The organism is Streptomyces sp. VNUA24 (genome assembly GCF_029167005.1).
Taxonomy (GTDB): Bacteria; Actinomycetota; Actinomycetes; order Streptomycetales; family Streptomycetaceae; genus Streptomyces; species Streptomyces scabiei.
In genome coordinates this window covers 7,010,833-7,025,740 of the sequence record NZ_CP119143.1, presented here as the reverse complement: position 1 = coordinate 7,025,740, position 14,908 = coordinate 7,010,833, and the positions used below count along the sequence as shown (strand labels likewise).

The window sequence follows — 14,908 nt, the reverse complement described above, 5'->3', positions numbered from 1 at the left end:
GTTGCGAACGCAGTCAAGGAAGCCCCACGATCTGACGGTCCAACTTGAAAGGCCCGAAACATGGCAGTTGGCCCCACCACCCGCAGGCGCCAGTTGGGCGCCGATCTACGACGCCTCCGTGAGCTCAAGGGGCTCACCCTCGAAGAGGCGGGCGCCCGGGTCGGCGTCTCCAAAGCGACCTTGAGCCGCTACGAGACGAAAGAAGGCTCGGTCAAGTGGCCCACCGTGGATGCGCTGTGCCGTGAGTACGACGCACCGGAAGAGGAACGGCTGGCCCTTGTCGAGCTAGCCAAAGACGCCAAGATCCAAGGCTGGTGGCGGTCACTCGCCGACCCCATCCCCGACTCCATGAACCTCATGCTCACGCTGGAAGATGAGGTGGTACGCGAGGATCACTACGCCTGCATGTTCATCCCGGGCCTCCTCCAGACCCGCGACTACGCCGAGGCCGTCCACCGGTCTTCTGAAAGACAGTGCCCTGAGCGGGAAGTGCAGCACATGGTGGACATCCGCATGAAGCGACAGGAACTCCTCCAACGGAGGGATCCGCCCCACGTCTGGTGCGTGATCGACGAGGCCGCTCTCCGACGAACCGTCGGAGGGTCTGAGGTCATGACCTCGCAACTCCGCCACCTGCTGACCATCGCGGAGCTCCCCCACATCACGGTCCAAGTACTCCCGTTCGCAACAGGCGCTCACGCAGCCGCCGTCGGGAGCTTCCTCATCTTGGCCGGTCAGACACCCGACCTCGATGTCGTGTACGTAGACCTCATCGGCGGTGGCCTCTTCATGGAGAAGCCGCAAGAACTGGAGCGATATAGGTTGGCGTTCCAGTACCTCAAAGCCCAGGCCCTCGACCTCCAGTCCTCCGCCCAACTGATCCACCGCATGAGCAAGGAGTCGTAATGCCGATACGGTCCGAGCACCAGTGGTTCACATCCTCGTACAGCGGAGGCAGTGGAACCGAGTGTGTGGAGGCCGCCTTCGTGCGGGACGGGTGCGCCATACGCGACAGCAAGAATCCCTCTGGCCGTCGACTGACCTTCCGCTCCCATGCCTGGGCCAACTTCTTGGGGGCTCTACGGGATGCCAAGCTCTGAAGGCGCAGTGCTTTCACCGCCGGGAGCAACAACCATTCATTGAAGCTCTCTTGGAGTGCGCTGGCGGAGCCTCAGTCGCCACCACCCCCACCCCCACAACTGAAGCCCCCGCCCCAGTCCGGGGTGGAGTCGGTGGTGTCGAGGTCGGAGTCGCGGTCCAGGGCCCTGCCCATGCGGGTCAGGGTGCGGCCGAGGCCCGACGGTAGGGGATGCGCGTTGAGGACGCCGCGTCGGACCGGGCCGTGCGAGAGCGCTGCGGGGCCGTCGAGGACGTACGCGGGCAGGTTCTCGTCGTGTCGGGCCGACCGCAGTCGCCGTCTGCCCGCCCGGGTCGGACGGCGGCGGGTCCCCGTCACCAGGCCACGTGCGGCCAGTCGGCGGCCGATCTCCTCGGCCTCCGGGGAGGTCCGCAGAGCTGTGGACACGGAGGCGATGGACCGGCTGCGCGTGCACCAGGCGATCACGGCCCGCTCGACCGGGTGCTCGGGGCTCACCTCACCCACAGCCCGTACCCGTGAGCCACGCATCCTGAGCGACCCGGCGTCGGACAGCGCGATCACCGCACTGTCCGCCACCCGCTGGACCCCACCCGCCAGGAAGGCCAGGTCATACATGTCCAGGGCCTCGGACTCCCCCACGACCGCCGCCGACCGCCGGAACACACGCATGCCACATCCCCCTTCGCCACACTTCGGCTCAGCTGTGGGCAGTGTCGCCGGGCGGGGGTGCGGACAACCCCCTTCCAGCCCGGTTCAGAGCATTTCTTGAGCTGCTGCGGGGGACAGGATCAGTACGGTCCGGCTTCTCGCCACCGCGCCGGATCAGCTCCGGTCCGTGGCTCTCGGGTGCCCCGTGCCGGCAAAGGTGATCCAGCAAGTACTGCGTGCGGTGTCCAGGAGATACCAGACGCGGCCGCCAGCGGTCACCTCGATCTGCCACTGCTCGCAGGTGCGGCCGCGGTGGGTGCCGTGGGCCAAGCCGCCTTTGAGCCGATGGTGTCGGGGTGTCTCGATGGCCGGCTTGGGGTGGGTGCGCATGGTGAGCCAAGCTCGGTAGGTGTTCTCCCGGGCCTGTTGGGCGAGGTTCTCCCAACCTTTGGCCGAGGCCGCGTCCGCGAAGCGGACTTCCCAGTGACCGTCCGGTGCCGGTGGTGCGGTGCGGTCTCCGCGGCCCGGCGTCATGCCACGTCCCGAGGGTCGGGGACCGAGCCGTAGTCCTCGGAGTGGTCTCGGGTCAGAGCCGCCAGGAGTTCGGGGTCGGAGTGGATCTCGGCCGTGTGCTGCCAGGCGATGAGGAGTTGGGCGACGGACGCGCTGTTGCCGACGGAGTCCGCGGCGCGCATGGTGTCGACCAGTTCGACGGCGAAGGCGTGGACGTCGGCCTCCGGGAGGAAGCGCACCCAGGGGAACGCGTCCGGCAGTATGTCGAGGAGCAGTTCCATGCTGCCGGGCTCGCGGCGGGCCATCGCGGCAAGCATCCGGGTGGCCGCCGACACGACGGTCTGGTCCTGCTCGGCTCGCGCCGCGGTGGTGAGCACCAGGTCCTCGCCGTCCCTGCGGTGCAGAAGCAGTCTCGGTGATTCCTGGAGCCGGGCCAGTGTCTGCTTGTTCTTGTTCACCAGCTCGGAGAAGTTCACGGCGGCTCTCTCGGTACTCATGACTTTGAAAGTACTTCGAAACTTAGAGAGGGCGCCATCGATCCGGGGCCCCCTCACCCGAAAGAGAGCAGCCGAGTCTCCGCCGTCTCCGGGAACGGCTTGGCCCACCAGTGGTCGTATCGGCCGTACGGGGTCGCGTCTCCTCGGGTGGTGAGGAAGGCGTGCAGGGTGGTGGCCTCCGACTCCAGGGCTTCCCAGACCTCGTCCGGGAGCGGGTGGAAGGCCGTGGCCTCGATCGCGTCGGGGCGGGGGCGCCAGACCCCGGCCACGTACCCGTCCACCAGCAGCGTCGGCAGGACGTCGCCGTTCATGCGGGTCACGTGGCGCCGGTACTCGGCGGGGAGGACGCGGCCCCGGTCGGCGTACCCGAGGAGTGTGCTGTCCCACATGGCCATCAGGCGGGGTGGGGCGGGGGTGTCCTCCGGAGGGCGGGGGGCGCCCGGGACGTCGTAGAGCGGTGTCCTGGTGCCGAGGGGCGGCGGGAGGGTTTCGAGTTCGTCCGGCATGGAGGACAGCGCCTCCTTGATGCGGCGCTGCTGGACCAGGGCGAACTGGGCCATGTCCGCCACGGATGCCGGGCCGAAGCCCTGGAGGTAGCGGCGGATCAGGGTGCGCAGGCCCTCGGCGGATGCGTCCGGGTCGGTGAGGGACGGGCGGGGGGAGGCCGCCACGTACGACTGGCGGGTGTCGAAGGACCAGGGGCCGCCCGTGGGGGCGTGCCACAGGGGGGCGTAGTGGCGAAGCATCCGGTGGCCGCCGGAGTCCAGTGCCGTGGGGGTGCCGAGGTGCTCCTCCAGGCGGGTGCGGAGTTCGGTGGCCGTGCGCGGGTGGCCGTGGGCGTGGTCGAGGAGGTGGGGGAGGAAGGCGTCGGCGTCGGTCGCGGTGAGGCCGGAGGCGCGGTAGCGGGGGTCGCCCAGGCGGGAGCCCCGGAGGGTGGGTTCCATCGCCTCGCGGAACGGCGTGTAGTCGTCGGCGTGGACCGTGTGGACCGTGATCCGCATCAGGGTCGCCCTGACCAGGCTGTGGTCGGTGAGTGCCGCGTCCAGGGCCGCCGGGTCGAAGGAGGACAGGCGGTTCCAGAGGGCGATGTACGGGGACGCCGGCTGCTGGGCCTGCACGGCGACGATGCGCCGGACCGCCTCCGTCACCGTCAACGGTGCGCGGGCGAGGAGGAGTTGGCGGGCGAGGGTGGCACGGTTGAGTGCGCGGGCGGTGAGTTTCGGGGTCCCCATGGCGTGATTCTCTCTCCCCCGACCGGACGGCCGGAGGGTCACGTCCTGCGGGCCCTGCCCCCGTGGGGGACAGGGCCCGGGTCGCGAAGCTCCGCGCGGCTCGCTACGTCCGCTCGGCTCGTTACGTCCGCTCGGCTCGTTACGTCTTCGCCTCGCCCTTCGTCAGCAGCCACTCCTCGTGCACCGCGCCGAGCGGGATCTTCGTCTGGAAGATCGGCGTGCCGAAGATGGAGAGCTGGATGTTGAGCGTGCCGGTGAGGTCGATGCCGCCGTACAGGGCCCAGGAGCCGGAGGCGGAGCCCGTGCCGTCGGCGGAGCCCTCGGCGGTCGCGTCGGCCTCGGCGCGGAGGTAGGGGGCCACGTCGGCGGTGACGCCGACCGTGCCGTACAGGCCGACCGTCGCCTCCGCGCCCATGGCCGCCTTCACCTTGCCCGCCGCGGTGACGGTCGTCTTTAGCGGCTCACCCGTCATGTGGGACTCGCTGACACCCTTCCAGCCCTTGGACCAGGTGAAGTTACCGCCGACCTTGAAGTCGCCCTTGAGGTCCTGTTCGACGTCGACCGTGACGCGGCCGTCGGCGGTCACCTCGAAGTAGCAGACGAGGTCGAGGTTGACGACGATCGGGACCGGACCGGCCTGGATCACGGGGTCGGCGTGCAGTTCGGCGAAGGGGATACGGATCGGCTTGCCGTCGGTCGAGCCGGCCGCGCGGCCCTTCAGCGACCACTGGGAGGCCCAGTCGCCGGTCAGGCCCAGGAAGGCGCCGCCGGGCGAGGAGCCCGTGCCGGAGCCGGAGCCGTCGTAGGAGAAGGCGACCTCGGGGGCGAGCTGGACGAAGCCCTCGACGGACGCGGCGGCCGAGGCGGGGGCGCCGGGGGCGGTCTCCACGGCCGCGCCCACGTCGATCCGCAGGCTGCCCAGCGGGAGTTTCGCGCCCTCGGGGCCGAAGCTCAGGTCGCCGGTCTTCGCCCAGGAGACCTTCACGCCCTGGACGAGCGGGTCGACGTCCAGGGTGGACGGGTCGACGGGGACCGTGCCCTTCGCCTCGCGCTCGCCGAGGACCGCGTCGAGTGTGGCCGGCTCGGTCGCGACCGTCGTACCGCCGTCCTTCGCGGTGTCGACGATCTCCGTCACCTCGGCCAGGACGCCGTCGGGGGCGCCGGGGGCGGGAGCGCTGGCGATGACGTCGCCGACGGCCACGGCGGCCTTGGGCTTCGCCGCGCCGGAGCCCGTGTCCGGGGGCGTGTCGGGGTCGTCAGGAGCGGGCGTGGTGGGGGTGGGGGTGCCCGTCCGCGAGGGGGTCGCCGACGGCTCGTCGTCCGGGTCCGACGACTCGTCGTCCGCGTTCGACGGCTCGTCGTCCGCGTCCGACGGCGGTGCCGTGATGACGGCCCGGCCGCTCTTCCTGTCGTACGAGGCGACCTTGAGCGGGGACTTCCGGGCCTCGCCCCGGTCGTCCGCGCGCGCGTCGGCCACGGCGGTGGGGGTGGGGCCGCCGGTCGGGGCGGAGACGACGGCGAGCTGTTCCCCGGCGGCGGCGGGCTCGGGGGTCTCGGCCGTGGTGGCGGCCGCCCTGTCGCCGGTGGCGGGGGATTCGGTGGAGCAGCCGGTGGCCAGCAGGGTCGCGACGGTGATCGCCGACAGTGCCGTGACCAGGGCATGTCTTCTGAGCTTGTGCACGCGTGAGTCCTCGGGAGCGGTGACAGGGGGGTGCGCTTCAGGAGGGGCGGCTGAGCGGCATGGCGGGGGCGCCATGACGGCATGCCGGAGAGCAGGCGCGCGTGGTGAGGCGGCGCCTGGCGACGGGGGACGGGCCGAGCGGCACAGCTGTCCTCATGACAGTGCGCACGCGCTGGTTACCTCCCAGTAGCCATGCATGAGCATGCCAGGCTGCCGGAGCGCCGCCCACCACTTCCCCCGCACCTCTGCTGTGGCATGGATCACATGTGGGCGAAGCGCAACTGTCGTGCCCCGGAGGGGAGTTGGGGACCCTTGGCCGGTCGGGGACCCACCACCCGTGAACGGGATGGCGGACACACAGGAGGGGCGGGAGGAGTGAGAGGCGCAGACGGGCTGCGCGTCTCACCCTCCCGCCCCTCCGGCGTGGGTGCGGTACCGGCTCAGCGGCTCAGCGGTTCAGCGGTTCAGCGGTTCAGCGGCTCAACTGGTGGCGGTCGGCGCCGCCGACGACCTGGATCTTGCGCGGCTTGGCCTTCTCGGCGACCGGGATGCGCAGCGTCAGGACGCCGGCGTCGTACGAGGCGTCGACGCGGTCGGCGTCGAGGGTGTCGCCGAGGAACAGCTGGCGGCTGAAGACACCCGTCGGGCGCTCGGCGGCGATCATCTCGGCGCCCTCGGGGGCCGGGGAGCGGCGCTCGGCGTGGACGTTCAGGACGTTGCGCTCGACGTCCAGGTCGATGGTCTCCGGGTCGACGCCCGGGAGGTCGAAGTGGACGACGAAGTCGTCGCCGGACCGGTAGGCGTCCATCGGCATGGCGGCGGGACGCCTGTCGGAACCGAACACCTGCTGCGCGAGTCGGTCGAATTCGCGGAAGGGGTCGGTGCGCATGAGCATCACGGCACTCCTCTCTTCTGACGTTGGGTGCGATGCCCTCTGAATTCCTACGGCTTCTTATATAGCTCGAAGGAGGAAACTTGACAACCCTCGACTCAGGTTCGAGGGACGGAGGCTCCGCGGAGCTAGCCTCACGTCGGACACCGGGCCAGGCAGGTACCGAGGACGGCGTCGGCGACGGCACAGGAGGCAGGGATGGCGAAGGTTCCCACGGCGGCGGTGGCCGCGAGCGGGCTCATCGGCGGGTACGGGGTGGCCCGCTGGACGAAGAAGCGGCCGCTCGGCGGGGCGGTGCTGGCCGTCGCCGGGGCCGCGGCGGCCCGCCAGTGGCAGCAGGCGGCCGGGGGCAGGGCCGCGGGAGCGCTGACCGCGGGGTACGTGGCCGCGTTCGCCGGGTCCCACCCGCTGGCGAAGAAGGTGGGTGCCTGGCCGGCGGTGTTCGGAGTGGCCGGGGTGATGGCACTGGCCTCGTGGGCGGTGGCCGACCGCAAGGAGTAGGGGGTTCCTCCGTCCGGCCGCGGGCCGCCCCTGTCGTCGCTCCTATCGGGACACGGCCCCGCTCCCCTCCCCGCGGAACGCCCGCCGGTACGCGTACGGGCTCGTCCCCACGACCCTCTTGAAGCGGTCCCGGAACGCCGTCGGGGAGCCGAAGCCCGCCTGGGCCGCGATGCGTTCGACCGTGTGGTCGGTGGACTCCAGGAGGTACTGGGCGCGGCGGACCCGCGCCCGGTGCAGCCACTGCAGGGGCGTCGTCCCGGTCTGTTCGCGGAAACGGCGGTTCAGGGTGCGGGCGCTGGTGCCGGCGTGCAGGGCGATGTCGTCCAGGGTCAGATCCCGCTCCACGTTCTCCTCCAGCCAGCGCAGCAGGGGCTCCATCGTCGCGCCGGCGGGGGCCGCGGGCTGGTCCTGGACGATGAACTGGGCCTGGCCGCCCTCCCGTTCGAGAGGCATGACACACATCCGGGCGGTGAACGCGGCGACCGCCGAGCCGTGGTCCCGGCGGATCATGTGCAGACACATGTCCATGGCCGCGGCGGCGCCCGCCGAGGTGAGGAACTGGCCGTTGTCGACGTAGAGGACGTTCGGGTCGACGGTGATCTCCGGGTGGCGGGCCGCGAGGTCGGGGGCCGCGATCCAGTGGGTCGTGGCGCGCAGGCCGTCCAGCAGGCCCGTGGCCGCGAAGAGGAACGCGCCGACGCAGATCGAGGCGATCCTCGTGCCGTTCGCCGCCGCCGCGCGCAGCGCCTCCGCCACACCGGGCGGCAGCGGCGCGGTCGGGTCCGCCGTCCCCGGCAGGACGACCGTGTCGGCCTCGGCCAGCGCCTGCAGCCCGTACGGCGCCCGTACGCCGAACGGCCCCGCCTTCACCTCCCGCCCCTCCGCCACCGAGCAGACCCGCACCCGGTACGCCTCCCGGCCGTCCGGCAGCCGGGCCCAGCCGAAGGTGTCGACGGGGACCGACAGGTCGAAGGGGATCACGTCGTCGAGCGCCAGTACGGCCACGGTGTGCATGGCGGGAGCGTAGGTCTGCGCCGGGTTTCCGCCAAGCCTGTCCGTCCCGCTCCTCCCGTGCCCCAGCCCACCGCTGCCCCTGGTCCCCTCCGTTGGCGAGAATCCGTTGACCCCTGGCAATCCCGCCACTTCCACCGGATCGCGGCGCGGCCTACCGTCCCCCCGTGACCAAGTTCCTGCTCTCCCTCCACGTCCTCGCCGCGATCGTCGCCGTCGGGCCCGTCACCGTCGCCGCCAGCATGTTTCCGCCGAGCGCCCGCAAGGCGCTCGCCGAACCCGGCAGCGAGCGGGCGGTGGCGGCCGTACGGCTGCTGCACCGGATCTGCCGGGTGTACGGCGGTGTGGGCATCGCGGTGCCCGTGCTCGGGTTCGCCACCGCGATGAGCATGGGGGTGCTGAACGACGCCTGGCTGATCGTGTCGATGCTGCTGACCGCCCTCGCGGCGATGGTCCTGCTGGCGCTGGTGCTGCCCCGGCAGGAGGAGATCCTGGCGGGGCTCGGGGACACCGCCACCGCCGCCTCCGCCGGCACCGCAAGCTCCGGCACCGCAAGCTCCGTCACCGGCACCGCGGACACGGCCACCGGCACCGCCGTCGACACCCGGGCCACCGCCCGACTCGCCATGGTCACCGGGGTGTTCAACCTGCTGTGGGCGACGGTCACCGTTCTGATGATCGTGCGGCCCGGTTCGACCACGGGAGCATGACCCGACCCCGCCTTCCCCGCGGTGCTCGGGTGGGTGCATGATCCGGCCATGTATCCACAGCAGTCGCCCTCCCAGACCTATCTCGCCTCCGTGGCCGCCCGTCTCGCCGCCGACGCATGCCGCACCTGGTGGGAGGAGTGGGCCGGGGTGCCCGTGCTCGTCGGGCGCCGGGCCGACTTCAAGTGGAGCTGGATGGGAACGAAGCTGCACCTGTTCACGGTCGCGGCGGCGGTCCAGGAGATAACCATCCCCACCATCGAGACCTTCACCGACCAGGTGCTGACGTACGCGAAGAAGACCAAGGGCGGTCTGCCGGTCGGCATCCAGAACGGGGTCGCCGCGTTCCCCGTCCTGGTCAGCGACCGGGTGGACCCGGCGGCCGTCCGCTGGGCGGAGGCCCAGCAGCGCAACAAGTGGGCGTGCATGGCGCGGCCCGTGGTGGTCGACAGCACCCAGCAGTACGTGGGCACGTACCGGGGCACCCCGGCCATCGGCCTCGTCTACTCCTCCTACTTCGAGGAGAAGGCCCGGCGGTACTTCTACGGCTGACCGGCGGCCGAACGGTCCTGGGACCGGCCGCGGATCAGCCACCCCTCGTCCACCGGCTCCGTCCGGAACCGCCGCGCCACCGACGACGCCACCAGCACCCACGCGCCCAGCACCAGCGTGAAGAAGGCCCAGGACAGGGGCCACACGGTCGAGTCCGGGGGCTCGGTGGGGGCGTGGAAGGACACGTACATCAGGGCGGACGGCGGGACCGCGACCAGGAGCAGCGGCCAGGCCAGGGCGTCCCGGTGGCCGAAGTAGGCCGCGAGGAGCAGCAGGACGACGGCGAGGGCGATCACGCCCGTGACGGTCACGGGGTTCGTCTCCGTCAGGGAGCCCTCCAGCTCGGGCCGGTCGCGCAGGTCCCACGGAAGGCAGAGGCGGTACGCGGCCGCGGCGAGGGCGGCGCCGAGCAGGCGGGTCAGCCAGCGTTCCGGCCAGGGGCGCGTGCGCAGGGGGCGGAGCAGCTTCTCGGTCATGCGTACGAGGGTTCCGGGGCGGGCGGCGGGCCGACAGAGTACGCATACTCAGACCGGCCTGCTCCCCCGTACTCCCCCGTACCCAGAAGCCGCCCGATCCGGCCACCCTGCTGTCCCGCACACGGAAGCCTCCCCGATCCGGCCGTGCCCGCGCCCCCGTGCTCGGAAGCCTCCCCGATCCGGCCGTGCCCGCGCCCCTGCGCTCGGAAGCCTCCCCATCATCCCGCCGTGCCCGCACCCCCGTACCCAGAAGCCGCCCGATCCGGCCCTGCCTGATCGCCCGTACCCACAAGCCGCCCGAAGCCGGCCAACCGGCTTCCCCGCGCTCGGAAGCCGCCCCGATCCGCCCCAAGGCGCCGGCCCGGGGCCGGGCCGGCCCGGCCCCGCTAGGCCGCGCTCCGCGCCGACAGCGGCTCCGCGATGTCCTCCAGGGAGCGCCGCTCCGCGCGGACCGCGAGGAAGGCCGCGACCAGGCCCGCCGCGCACATCAGGCTCGCGCCGATCCGGAAGGCGAGGACGGTGTCGCCGACGACCCCGGACTCGGTCAGTTCGGCGAAGATCAGCGGGCCGCTGATACCGCCGGCGGCCGTTCCGATGGCGTAGAAGAAGGCGATGGCCATCGCGCGGGTCTCCATGGGGAAGACCTCCGAGACCGTCAGATACGCGCTGGAGGCTCCGGCCGAGGCGAAGAAGAGGACCACGCACCAGCAGGCCGTCAGCGTCACCTCGTCCAGCGCACCGCGGCCGAACAGCCAGGCGGTGCCGAAGAGCAGCACACCGGAGAGCAGGTACGTCGACGAGATCATGATCCGGCGGCCGACCGTGTCGAACAGCTTGCCGAGCAGCAGCGGGCCGAGCAGGTTGCCGGCGGCGATGACGGCGAAGTAGTAGCCGGTGTCGGAGGTCGGGACGTCGTAGAACGTGGTGAGGATCGCGCCGAAGCCGAAGGTGATCGCGTTGTAGAGGAACGCCTGGCCGATGAAGAGGGAGAAGCCGAGGACCGCGCGGCGGCGGTACCGGGAGAAGACCGTACGGGCGATCGTGCCGAAGCCGATGCTCTCGCGCTGGTGGACGGTCATCTCCCGCTCGGCCGCCGGCAGCGGGCCGCCCTTCTCGGCCTCGATCCGCTGCTCCGCGTCCCGCACCAGCCGGTCGGCCTCCCGTTCCCTGCCGTGGATCAGCAGCCAGCGGGGGCTCTCGGGGACGTTCCGGCGGACCAGCAGGATCACCAGGCCGAGGACGACACCGAGGGCGAAGGTGAGCCGCCAGCCGACGTCGGCCGGGAAGATGTCGGTGTTCAGGGCGACGATCGACAGCAGCGAACCGCCGATCGCGCCGAGCCAGAAGCTGCCGTTGATGACGATGTCGACGCGGCCCCGGTACTTGGACGGGATCAGTTCGTCGATGGCGGAGTTGATGGCCGCGTACTCGCCGCCGATGCCGAAGCCGGTGAGGAAGCGGAAGAGGAAGAACCACCAGCTGGAGAAGGAGACGGCCGTCAGCGCGGTCGCCCCCAGATAGACCAGCAGGGTCACCATGAACAGCTTCTTGCGGCCGAACCTGTCGGTCATCCGGCCGAAGAAGAGGGCGCCCAGACAGGCGCCCGCCACGTAGAGCGCGGCCGCGGTCCCGGTGACCTGCGCGGAGCTGATGGGCAGTCCGCTGCCCTCCTCGGAGAGCCGCCCCGCGATGTTGCCGACGACGGTCACTTCCAGACCGTCGAGGATCCACACGGTGCCGAGACCGATCACGATCGTCCAGTGCCAGCGCGACCAGGGAAGACGGTCCAGGCGCGCCGGTACGGCGGTGGTGATCACACCCGGTGTGCCTGGTGGGGCCGGTGACTGCGGGTCAGAGACGGACATGGGCTGGGGCTCCCTCCACCTCGGGCGAACCCGGACCGGGTGCCCGCGCGAGCGGGGATCACTCCCGGTCCACACCCCGGTCCACGCCCCGATCCACGCCCCGGCGCCCGCGCCCTACGCCCCCAGCGCCCGCGACACCGTGTAGATCAGCAGACCGGCCAGGGAGCCCACGACCGTGCCGTTGATCCGGATGAACTGCAGGTCGCGGCCGATGTTGGCCTCGATCTTCTTGGTGGTGTGCTCGGCGTCCCAGCTCGCGACGGTCTCGGTGATCAGGGAGGTGATCTCCGCGCGGTAGGTGGTCACGACGTGCACCGCGGCCCCCTCGATCCACTTGTCCAGCTTGGCCTGCGCGCTCGGCTCGGTGGCCATCCGGGTGCCCAGCGACAGCAGGGAGGCGCGGACCCGCAGCCGCAGCTCGCTGCGCTCGTCCTCGGCGGCGGACACGATCATCGACCGTACGGCCGTCCAGGCGGAGGCGATCAGGTCCTGGACCTCGCCCCGGCCGAGCACCTCGCCCTTCAGCCGCTCCACCCGCGCCCGGGTCTCCGTGTCGGACTGGAGGTCGGTGGCGAAGTCGGTGAGGAAGCGGTCCAGGGCGCCGCGCGCCGGATGGGTGGGCGAGTCCCGCATCTCGGTGGTGAAGCGCAGCAGTTCCTTGTAGACGCGCTCGCCGATGCGCCGGTCGACGAACCGGGGGGTCCAGCCGGGGGCGCCGCCCTCGACCGCGTCCATGACCTGCTCGTCGTGGAGTATCAGCCAGTTCTGGGCGCGGGCGCAGATCAGATCCACGATCCGCCGGTGGCCGCCGTCCGTGACGATCCTCTCCAGCATCTTGCCGATACCGGGCGCGATCTCCTGGGCGTTCGCCCGCCGGGTGATCGCCTCCCCGACCACGGCCTGGACGTCCGAGTCGCGCAGCACGGTCAGCGCGCCCCGCAGCGCGGTCGCCAGTTCGGCCGTCACCCGGTCGGCGTTCTGCGGTTCGGCGAGCCAGGCGCCGAGCCGGCTGCCGATGCCGACGGCCCGCAGCCGCTGCCGTACGACATCCTGGGAGAGGAAGTTCTCACCGACGAACTCACCGAGCGAGACGCCCAGTTGGTCCTTCTTGGTGGGGATGATCGCGGTGTGCGGGATGGGCAGTCCGAGGGGGTGCCGGAACAGCGCGGTCACGGCGAACCAGTCCGCCAGCGCACCCACCATGCCCGCCTCGGCGGCCGCGGCGACATAGCCGGCCCAGGCGCCCGCGCCCTCGTGCGAGGCCCACTTGGCCAGCACGTACACCACGGCCACGAAGAGCAGCAGCCCGGCGGCGATGAGCTTCATCTGCCGCACGCCGCGCTGTTTCTCCTCGTCGGCGGGGCTGAAGGTGGTCATGGTGCGGTGTGACGCACGCGACGGGGCGCCCGCCGCCGCGCCCGCCGCGCTCGGGGCCTCCTCGGCCCGCTCCCGCGCCGGTCCGTCCTGTTCCGCTTTCGTACGGTCCATTCGCTCCACCCGTTCCTGTCCCCCGTACACATTGTCCGTTCTTCGACGCCTTCTCCGGCGCTGCGACTCTTGGTGACGTACTCCATAGATCTATCGAGACCTACTCCTGGAACGGAACAGGAGTTCCCCGCGTCTGTCCGGGCGGGGGAACCGATGGGGGTTCTCGCAAGCAACCCCCATCCCATGACGCATCATGGGGTGATCACATCGGAGCCTCGGGGCTCCACAGCCCGAGGAGTAACCCGCCGCATGACCAGGCAGCACGGTGGGGGTGTCGGGGTGCCCCCCACGAGGCACCGCGCGGTTCTGGCGGCCATCGTCGCCCTGGTCGTGGCGATCTCGGCCGCGATCTACGTCGTCGTCGGCACCGACGACGGCACCCCCCGGCCGCAGACCTTCGCCCGCGCGCCCCAGAACAGCGCCGCCCCCGCCTCCACCGGCGTCTGGGTCGGCGCCTGGGCCGCGTCGCCGAGCGGTTCCGAGCCCGGCACCGAGCAGGACGGCCTCGCGGGCCGTTCGGTGCGCAACGTGGTGCACACGACCGCCGCCGGTACGAGTGCCCGCGTCACCCTGTCCAACCTCTACGGCCAGCAGCCGCTGACCATCACTCATGCCTCGCTCGCCGTGGCCGCGTCGGTGAACACCCCGGCCGCGACCGCCGGCACCATGCGCCGCCTCACCTTCGGCGGCAACACGACGGTCGTCGTCCCGGCGGGTCGGCAGGTGGTGAGCGACGCCGTCCGGGTGCCGATCCCGCACGACAGCGACGTCCTGATCACCACCTATTCCCCCACGCCCTCCGGCCCCGCGACCTACCACGCGCACGCCCGGCAGATCTCCTACACCGCCGAGGGCGACCTGACCGAGGACATCACCGGGGAGCCGTACACCGAGCAGTCCCCGTACTGGCGTTACGTCACCGCCCTGGACGTGCTGAGCAACGAGTCCGACGGCACGGTCGTGGTCCTCGGCGACTCGCTCACCGACGGCGTCACCTCCACGGTCGGCGAGAACCGGCGCTGGACCGACGTCCTCGCCGGCCGCCTGCGCGCCGCAGCCGGCTCCTCCGGCGTGCCCCGCTACAGCGTCGTCAACGAGGGCATCAGCGGCAACCAGGTCCTCGCCGACGGCTACGGCCGCCCCGCCGAGAACCCCAGCGGCCTCGCCCGCTTCCAGCGCGACGTCCTCGGCCGGACGGGCGTCAAGGCCGTGGTCGTCGACCTCGGCATCAACGACATCCTCAAGAACCCCGGCCGGGCCGACCCCGAGGCCGTCACCGCCGGACTCCGCCGGCTCGTCGAGCGGGCCCACGCCCGCGGCCTCCGGGTCGTCGGCGCCACCCTGATGCCCTTCGAGGGCCACCGCGGCTACTCCGACCAGCGGGAATCCGTCCGCCAGGCCATCAACGCCACGATCCGCTCCGGCAGCGTCTTCGACACCTACGTCGACTTCGACAAGGCCCTGCGCGACCCCTACGCCCCCCGCCGCCTGCGTCCCGACTACGACTCGGGCGACCACCTCCACCCGAGCGACGAGGGCTACGCGCGGATGGCGGACGTCTTCGACCTGGAGAAGCTGAAGGGCGCGGTACCGGCGAAGCTGTAGCCGGGGCCGGGCCGCCGGACCGTCAGCCGATTGCGCCGGCCTACGCAGTCCTGCGCCCAGGCCTGGTGAGCGCAGCAGGTCACCCGGTCATCGGATTGCATCCCGGCATCCTCCAGCCGGTCATCACGCACCAGCGGGCGG

General features: G+C 71.5%; 16 protein-coding genes. 6 read left to right on the top strand and 10 right to left on the bottom strand.

The genetic code is table 11. From position 1 onward, the window contains the following. The first annotated feature begins 60 nt into the window (after nucleotides 1-60). Both PYR72_RS30075 and PYR72_RS30070 read left to right on the top strand, forming a co-directional pair. Nucleotides 61-906 (top strand): helix-turn-helix transcriptional regulator, encoded by an 846-nt coding sequence (locus tag PYR72_RS30075; RefSeq protein WP_275458182.1) that lies wholly within the window; start codon nucleotides 61-63, stop codon nucleotides 904-906. After that, entirely contained in the window at nucleotides 906-1,100 is a 195-nt protein-coding gene (locus tag PYR72_RS30070; protein WP_275458181.1) for a DUF397 domain-containing protein, read from the top strand. Before PYR72_RS30075 ends, PYR72_RS30070 begins: the two co-directional genes overlap by 1 nt. Nucleotides 1,101-1,171: 71 nt before the next feature. On the opposite strand, the gene PYR72_RS30065 is transcribed toward PYR72_RS30070, so the two are convergent. The 6 genes from PYR72_RS30065 to PYR72_RS30040 all read right to left on the bottom strand — a co-directional run bounded on the left by PYR72_RS30065 (nucleotide 1,172) and on the right by PYR72_RS30040 (nucleotide 6,565). Further along, nucleotides 1,172-1,768 carry a TIGR04222 domain-containing membrane protein gene (locus PYR72_RS30065; protein WP_275458180.1) on the bottom strand — a complete coding sequence of 199 codons (597 nt, stop codon included), beginning with the start codon at nucleotides 1,766-1,768 and terminating at the stop codon, nucleotides 1,172-1,174. Nucleotides 1,769-1,921: 153 nt separating this feature from the next. Then, nucleotides 1,922-2,281, bottom strand: a complete 360-nt coding sequence (locus PYR72_RS30060) for a hypothetical protein (RefSeq protein ID WP_275458179.1) — start codon at nucleotides 2,279-2,281, stop codon at nucleotides 1,922-1,924. Beyond that, the gene (locus PYR72_RS30055; RefSeq protein ID WP_275458178.1) at nucleotides 2,278-2,757 is read right to left on the bottom strand and encodes a hypothetical protein; all 480 of its coding nucleotides are present in this window, start codon (nucleotides 2,755-2,757) and stop codon (nucleotides 2,278-2,280) included. The genes PYR72_RS30060 and PYR72_RS30055 overlap by 4 nt, the downstream gene beginning before the upstream one ends. Nucleotides 2,758-2,810: 53 nt before the next feature. Beyond that, nucleotides 2,811-3,989 carry a winged helix DNA-binding domain-containing protein gene (locus tag PYR72_RS30050; RefSeq protein ID WP_275458177.1) on the bottom strand — a complete coding sequence of 393 codons (1,179 nt, stop codon included), beginning with the start codon at nucleotides 3,987-3,989 and terminating at the stop codon, nucleotides 2,811-2,813. Nucleotides 3,990-4,128: 139 nt separating this feature from the next. Continuing rightward, the gene (locus PYR72_RS30045) at nucleotides 4,129-5,670 is read right to left on the bottom strand and encodes a hypothetical protein (RefSeq protein ID WP_275458176.1); all 1,542 of its coding nucleotides are present in this window, start codon (nucleotides 5,668-5,670) and stop codon (nucleotides 4,129-4,131) included. 472 nt (nucleotides 5,671-6,142) lie between these two features. After that, nucleotides 6,143-6,565 (bottom strand): Hsp20/alpha crystallin family protein, encoded by a 423-nt coding sequence (locus PYR72_RS30040; RefSeq protein ID WP_275458175.1) that lies wholly within the window; start codon nucleotides 6,563-6,565, stop codon nucleotides 6,143-6,145. 195 nt (nucleotides 6,566-6,760) lie between these two features. Here PYR72_RS30040 and PYR72_RS30035 point away from each other — a divergent pair, with 195 nt between their 5' ends. Beyond that, entirely contained in the window at nucleotides 6,761-7,063 is a 303-nt protein-coding gene (locus PYR72_RS30035) for a hypothetical protein (RefSeq protein ID WP_013003287.1), read from the top strand. Between the two features lie 42 nt (nucleotides 7,064-7,105). On the opposite strand, the gene PYR72_RS30030 is transcribed toward PYR72_RS30035, so the two are convergent. Further along, nucleotides 7,106-8,077 (bottom strand): helix-turn-helix domain-containing protein, encoded by a 972-nt coding sequence (locus tag PYR72_RS30030; RefSeq protein WP_275458174.1) that lies wholly within the window; start codon nucleotides 8,075-8,077, stop codon nucleotides 7,106-7,108. A gap of 164 nt (nucleotides 8,078-8,241) precedes the next feature. Here PYR72_RS30030 and PYR72_RS30025 point away from each other — a divergent pair, with 164 nt between their 5' ends. Further along, complete coding sequence (locus PYR72_RS30025; RefSeq protein ID WP_275458173.1) at nucleotides 8,242-8,784, top strand: protease; 543 nt, start codon at nucleotides 8,242-8,244, stop codon at nucleotides 8,782-8,784. Between the two features lie 48 nt (nucleotides 8,785-8,832). Further along, entirely contained in the window at nucleotides 8,833-9,333 is a 501-nt protein-coding gene (locus tag PYR72_RS30020; RefSeq protein WP_275458172.1) for a levansucrase, read from the top strand. On the opposite strand, the gene PYR72_RS30015 is transcribed toward PYR72_RS30020, so the two are convergent. The 3 genes from PYR72_RS30015 to PYR72_RS30005 form a co-directional block, all read right to left on the bottom strand. Next, a complete protein-coding gene (locus PYR72_RS30015; RefSeq protein ID WP_275458171.1) occupies nucleotides 9,324-9,809 on the bottom strand; it encodes a hypothetical protein in 486 nt (161 codons plus the stop codon). The two genes, PYR72_RS30020 and PYR72_RS30015, sit on opposite strands and share 10 nt — an antisense overlap. Nucleotides 9,810-10,195: 386 nt before the next feature. Further along, complete coding sequence (locus PYR72_RS30010) at nucleotides 10,196-11,674, bottom strand: MFS transporter (RefSeq protein WP_275458170.1); 1,479 nt, start codon at nucleotides 11,672-11,674, stop codon at nucleotides 10,196-10,198. A gap of 114 nt (nucleotides 11,675-11,788) precedes the next feature. Continuing rightward, complete coding sequence (locus tag PYR72_RS30005) at nucleotides 11,789-13,192, bottom strand: DUF445 domain-containing protein (protein WP_275458169.1); 1,404 nt, start codon at nucleotides 13,190-13,192, stop codon at nucleotides 11,789-11,791. Between the two features lie 219 nt (nucleotides 13,193-13,411). On the opposite strand from PYR72_RS30005, the gene PYR72_RS30000 reads away from it, so the two are divergent. Continuing rightward, a complete protein-coding gene (locus PYR72_RS30000) occupies nucleotides 13,412-14,767 on the top strand; it encodes an SGNH/GDSL hydrolase family protein (RefSeq protein ID WP_275458168.1) in 1,356 nt (451 codons plus the stop codon). The last annotated feature ends 141 nt before the right edge of the window (nucleotides 14,768-14,908 follow it).

Bases quoted from the DNA above. Each gene is read 5' to 3' on its own strand.
- PYR72_RS30000 (WP_275458168.1), top strand. From the start codon at position 13,412: ATGACCAGGCAGCACGGTGGGGGTGTCGGGGTGCCCCCCACGAGGCAC.
- PYR72_RS30015 (WP_275458171.1), bottom strand. From the start codon at position 9,809: ATGACCGAGAAGCTGCTCCGCCCCCTGCGCACGCGCCCCTGGCCGGAA.
- PYR72_RS30075 (WP_275458182.1), top strand. From the start codon at position 61: ATGGCAGTTGGCCCCACCACCCGCAGGCGCCAGTTGGGCGCCGATCTA.
- PYR72_RS30055 (WP_275458178.1), bottom strand. From the start codon at position 2,757: ATGAGTACCGAGAGAGCCGCCGTGAACTTCTCCGAGCTGGTGAACAAG.
- PYR72_RS30040 (WP_275458175.1), bottom strand. From the start codon at position 6,565: ATGCTCATGCGCACCGACCCCTTCCGCGAATTCGACCGACTCGCGCAG.
- PYR72_RS30030 (WP_275458174.1), bottom strand. From the start codon at position 8,077: ATGCACACCGTGGCCGTACTGGCGCTCGACGACGTGATCCCCTTCGAC.
- PYR72_RS30070 (WP_275458181.1), top strand. From the start codon at position 906: ATGCCGATACGGTCCGAGCACCAGTGGTTCACATCCTCGTACAGCGGA.
- PYR72_RS30010 (WP_275458170.1), bottom strand. From the start codon at position 11,674: ATGTCCGTCTCTGACCCGCAGTCACCGGCCCCACCAGGCACACCGGGT.
- PYR72_RS30035 (WP_013003287.1), top strand. From the start codon at position 6,761: ATGGCGAAGGTTCCCACGGCGGCGGTGGCCGCGAGCGGGCTCATCGGC.
- PYR72_RS30050 (WP_275458177.1), bottom strand. From the start codon at position 3,989: ATGGGGACCCCGAAACTCACCGCCCGCGCACTCAACCGTGCCACCCTC.
- PYR72_RS30060 (WP_275458179.1), bottom strand. From the start codon at position 2,281: ATGACGCCGGGCCGCGGAGACCGCACCGCACCACCGGCACCGGACGGT.
- PYR72_RS30020 (WP_275458172.1), top strand. From the start codon at position 8,833: ATGTATCCACAGCAGTCGCCCTCCCAGACCTATCTCGCCTCCGTGGCC.
- PYR72_RS30065 (WP_275458180.1), bottom strand. From the start codon at position 1,768: ATGCGTGTGTTCCGGCGGTCGGCGGCGGTCGTGGGGGAGTCCGAGGCC.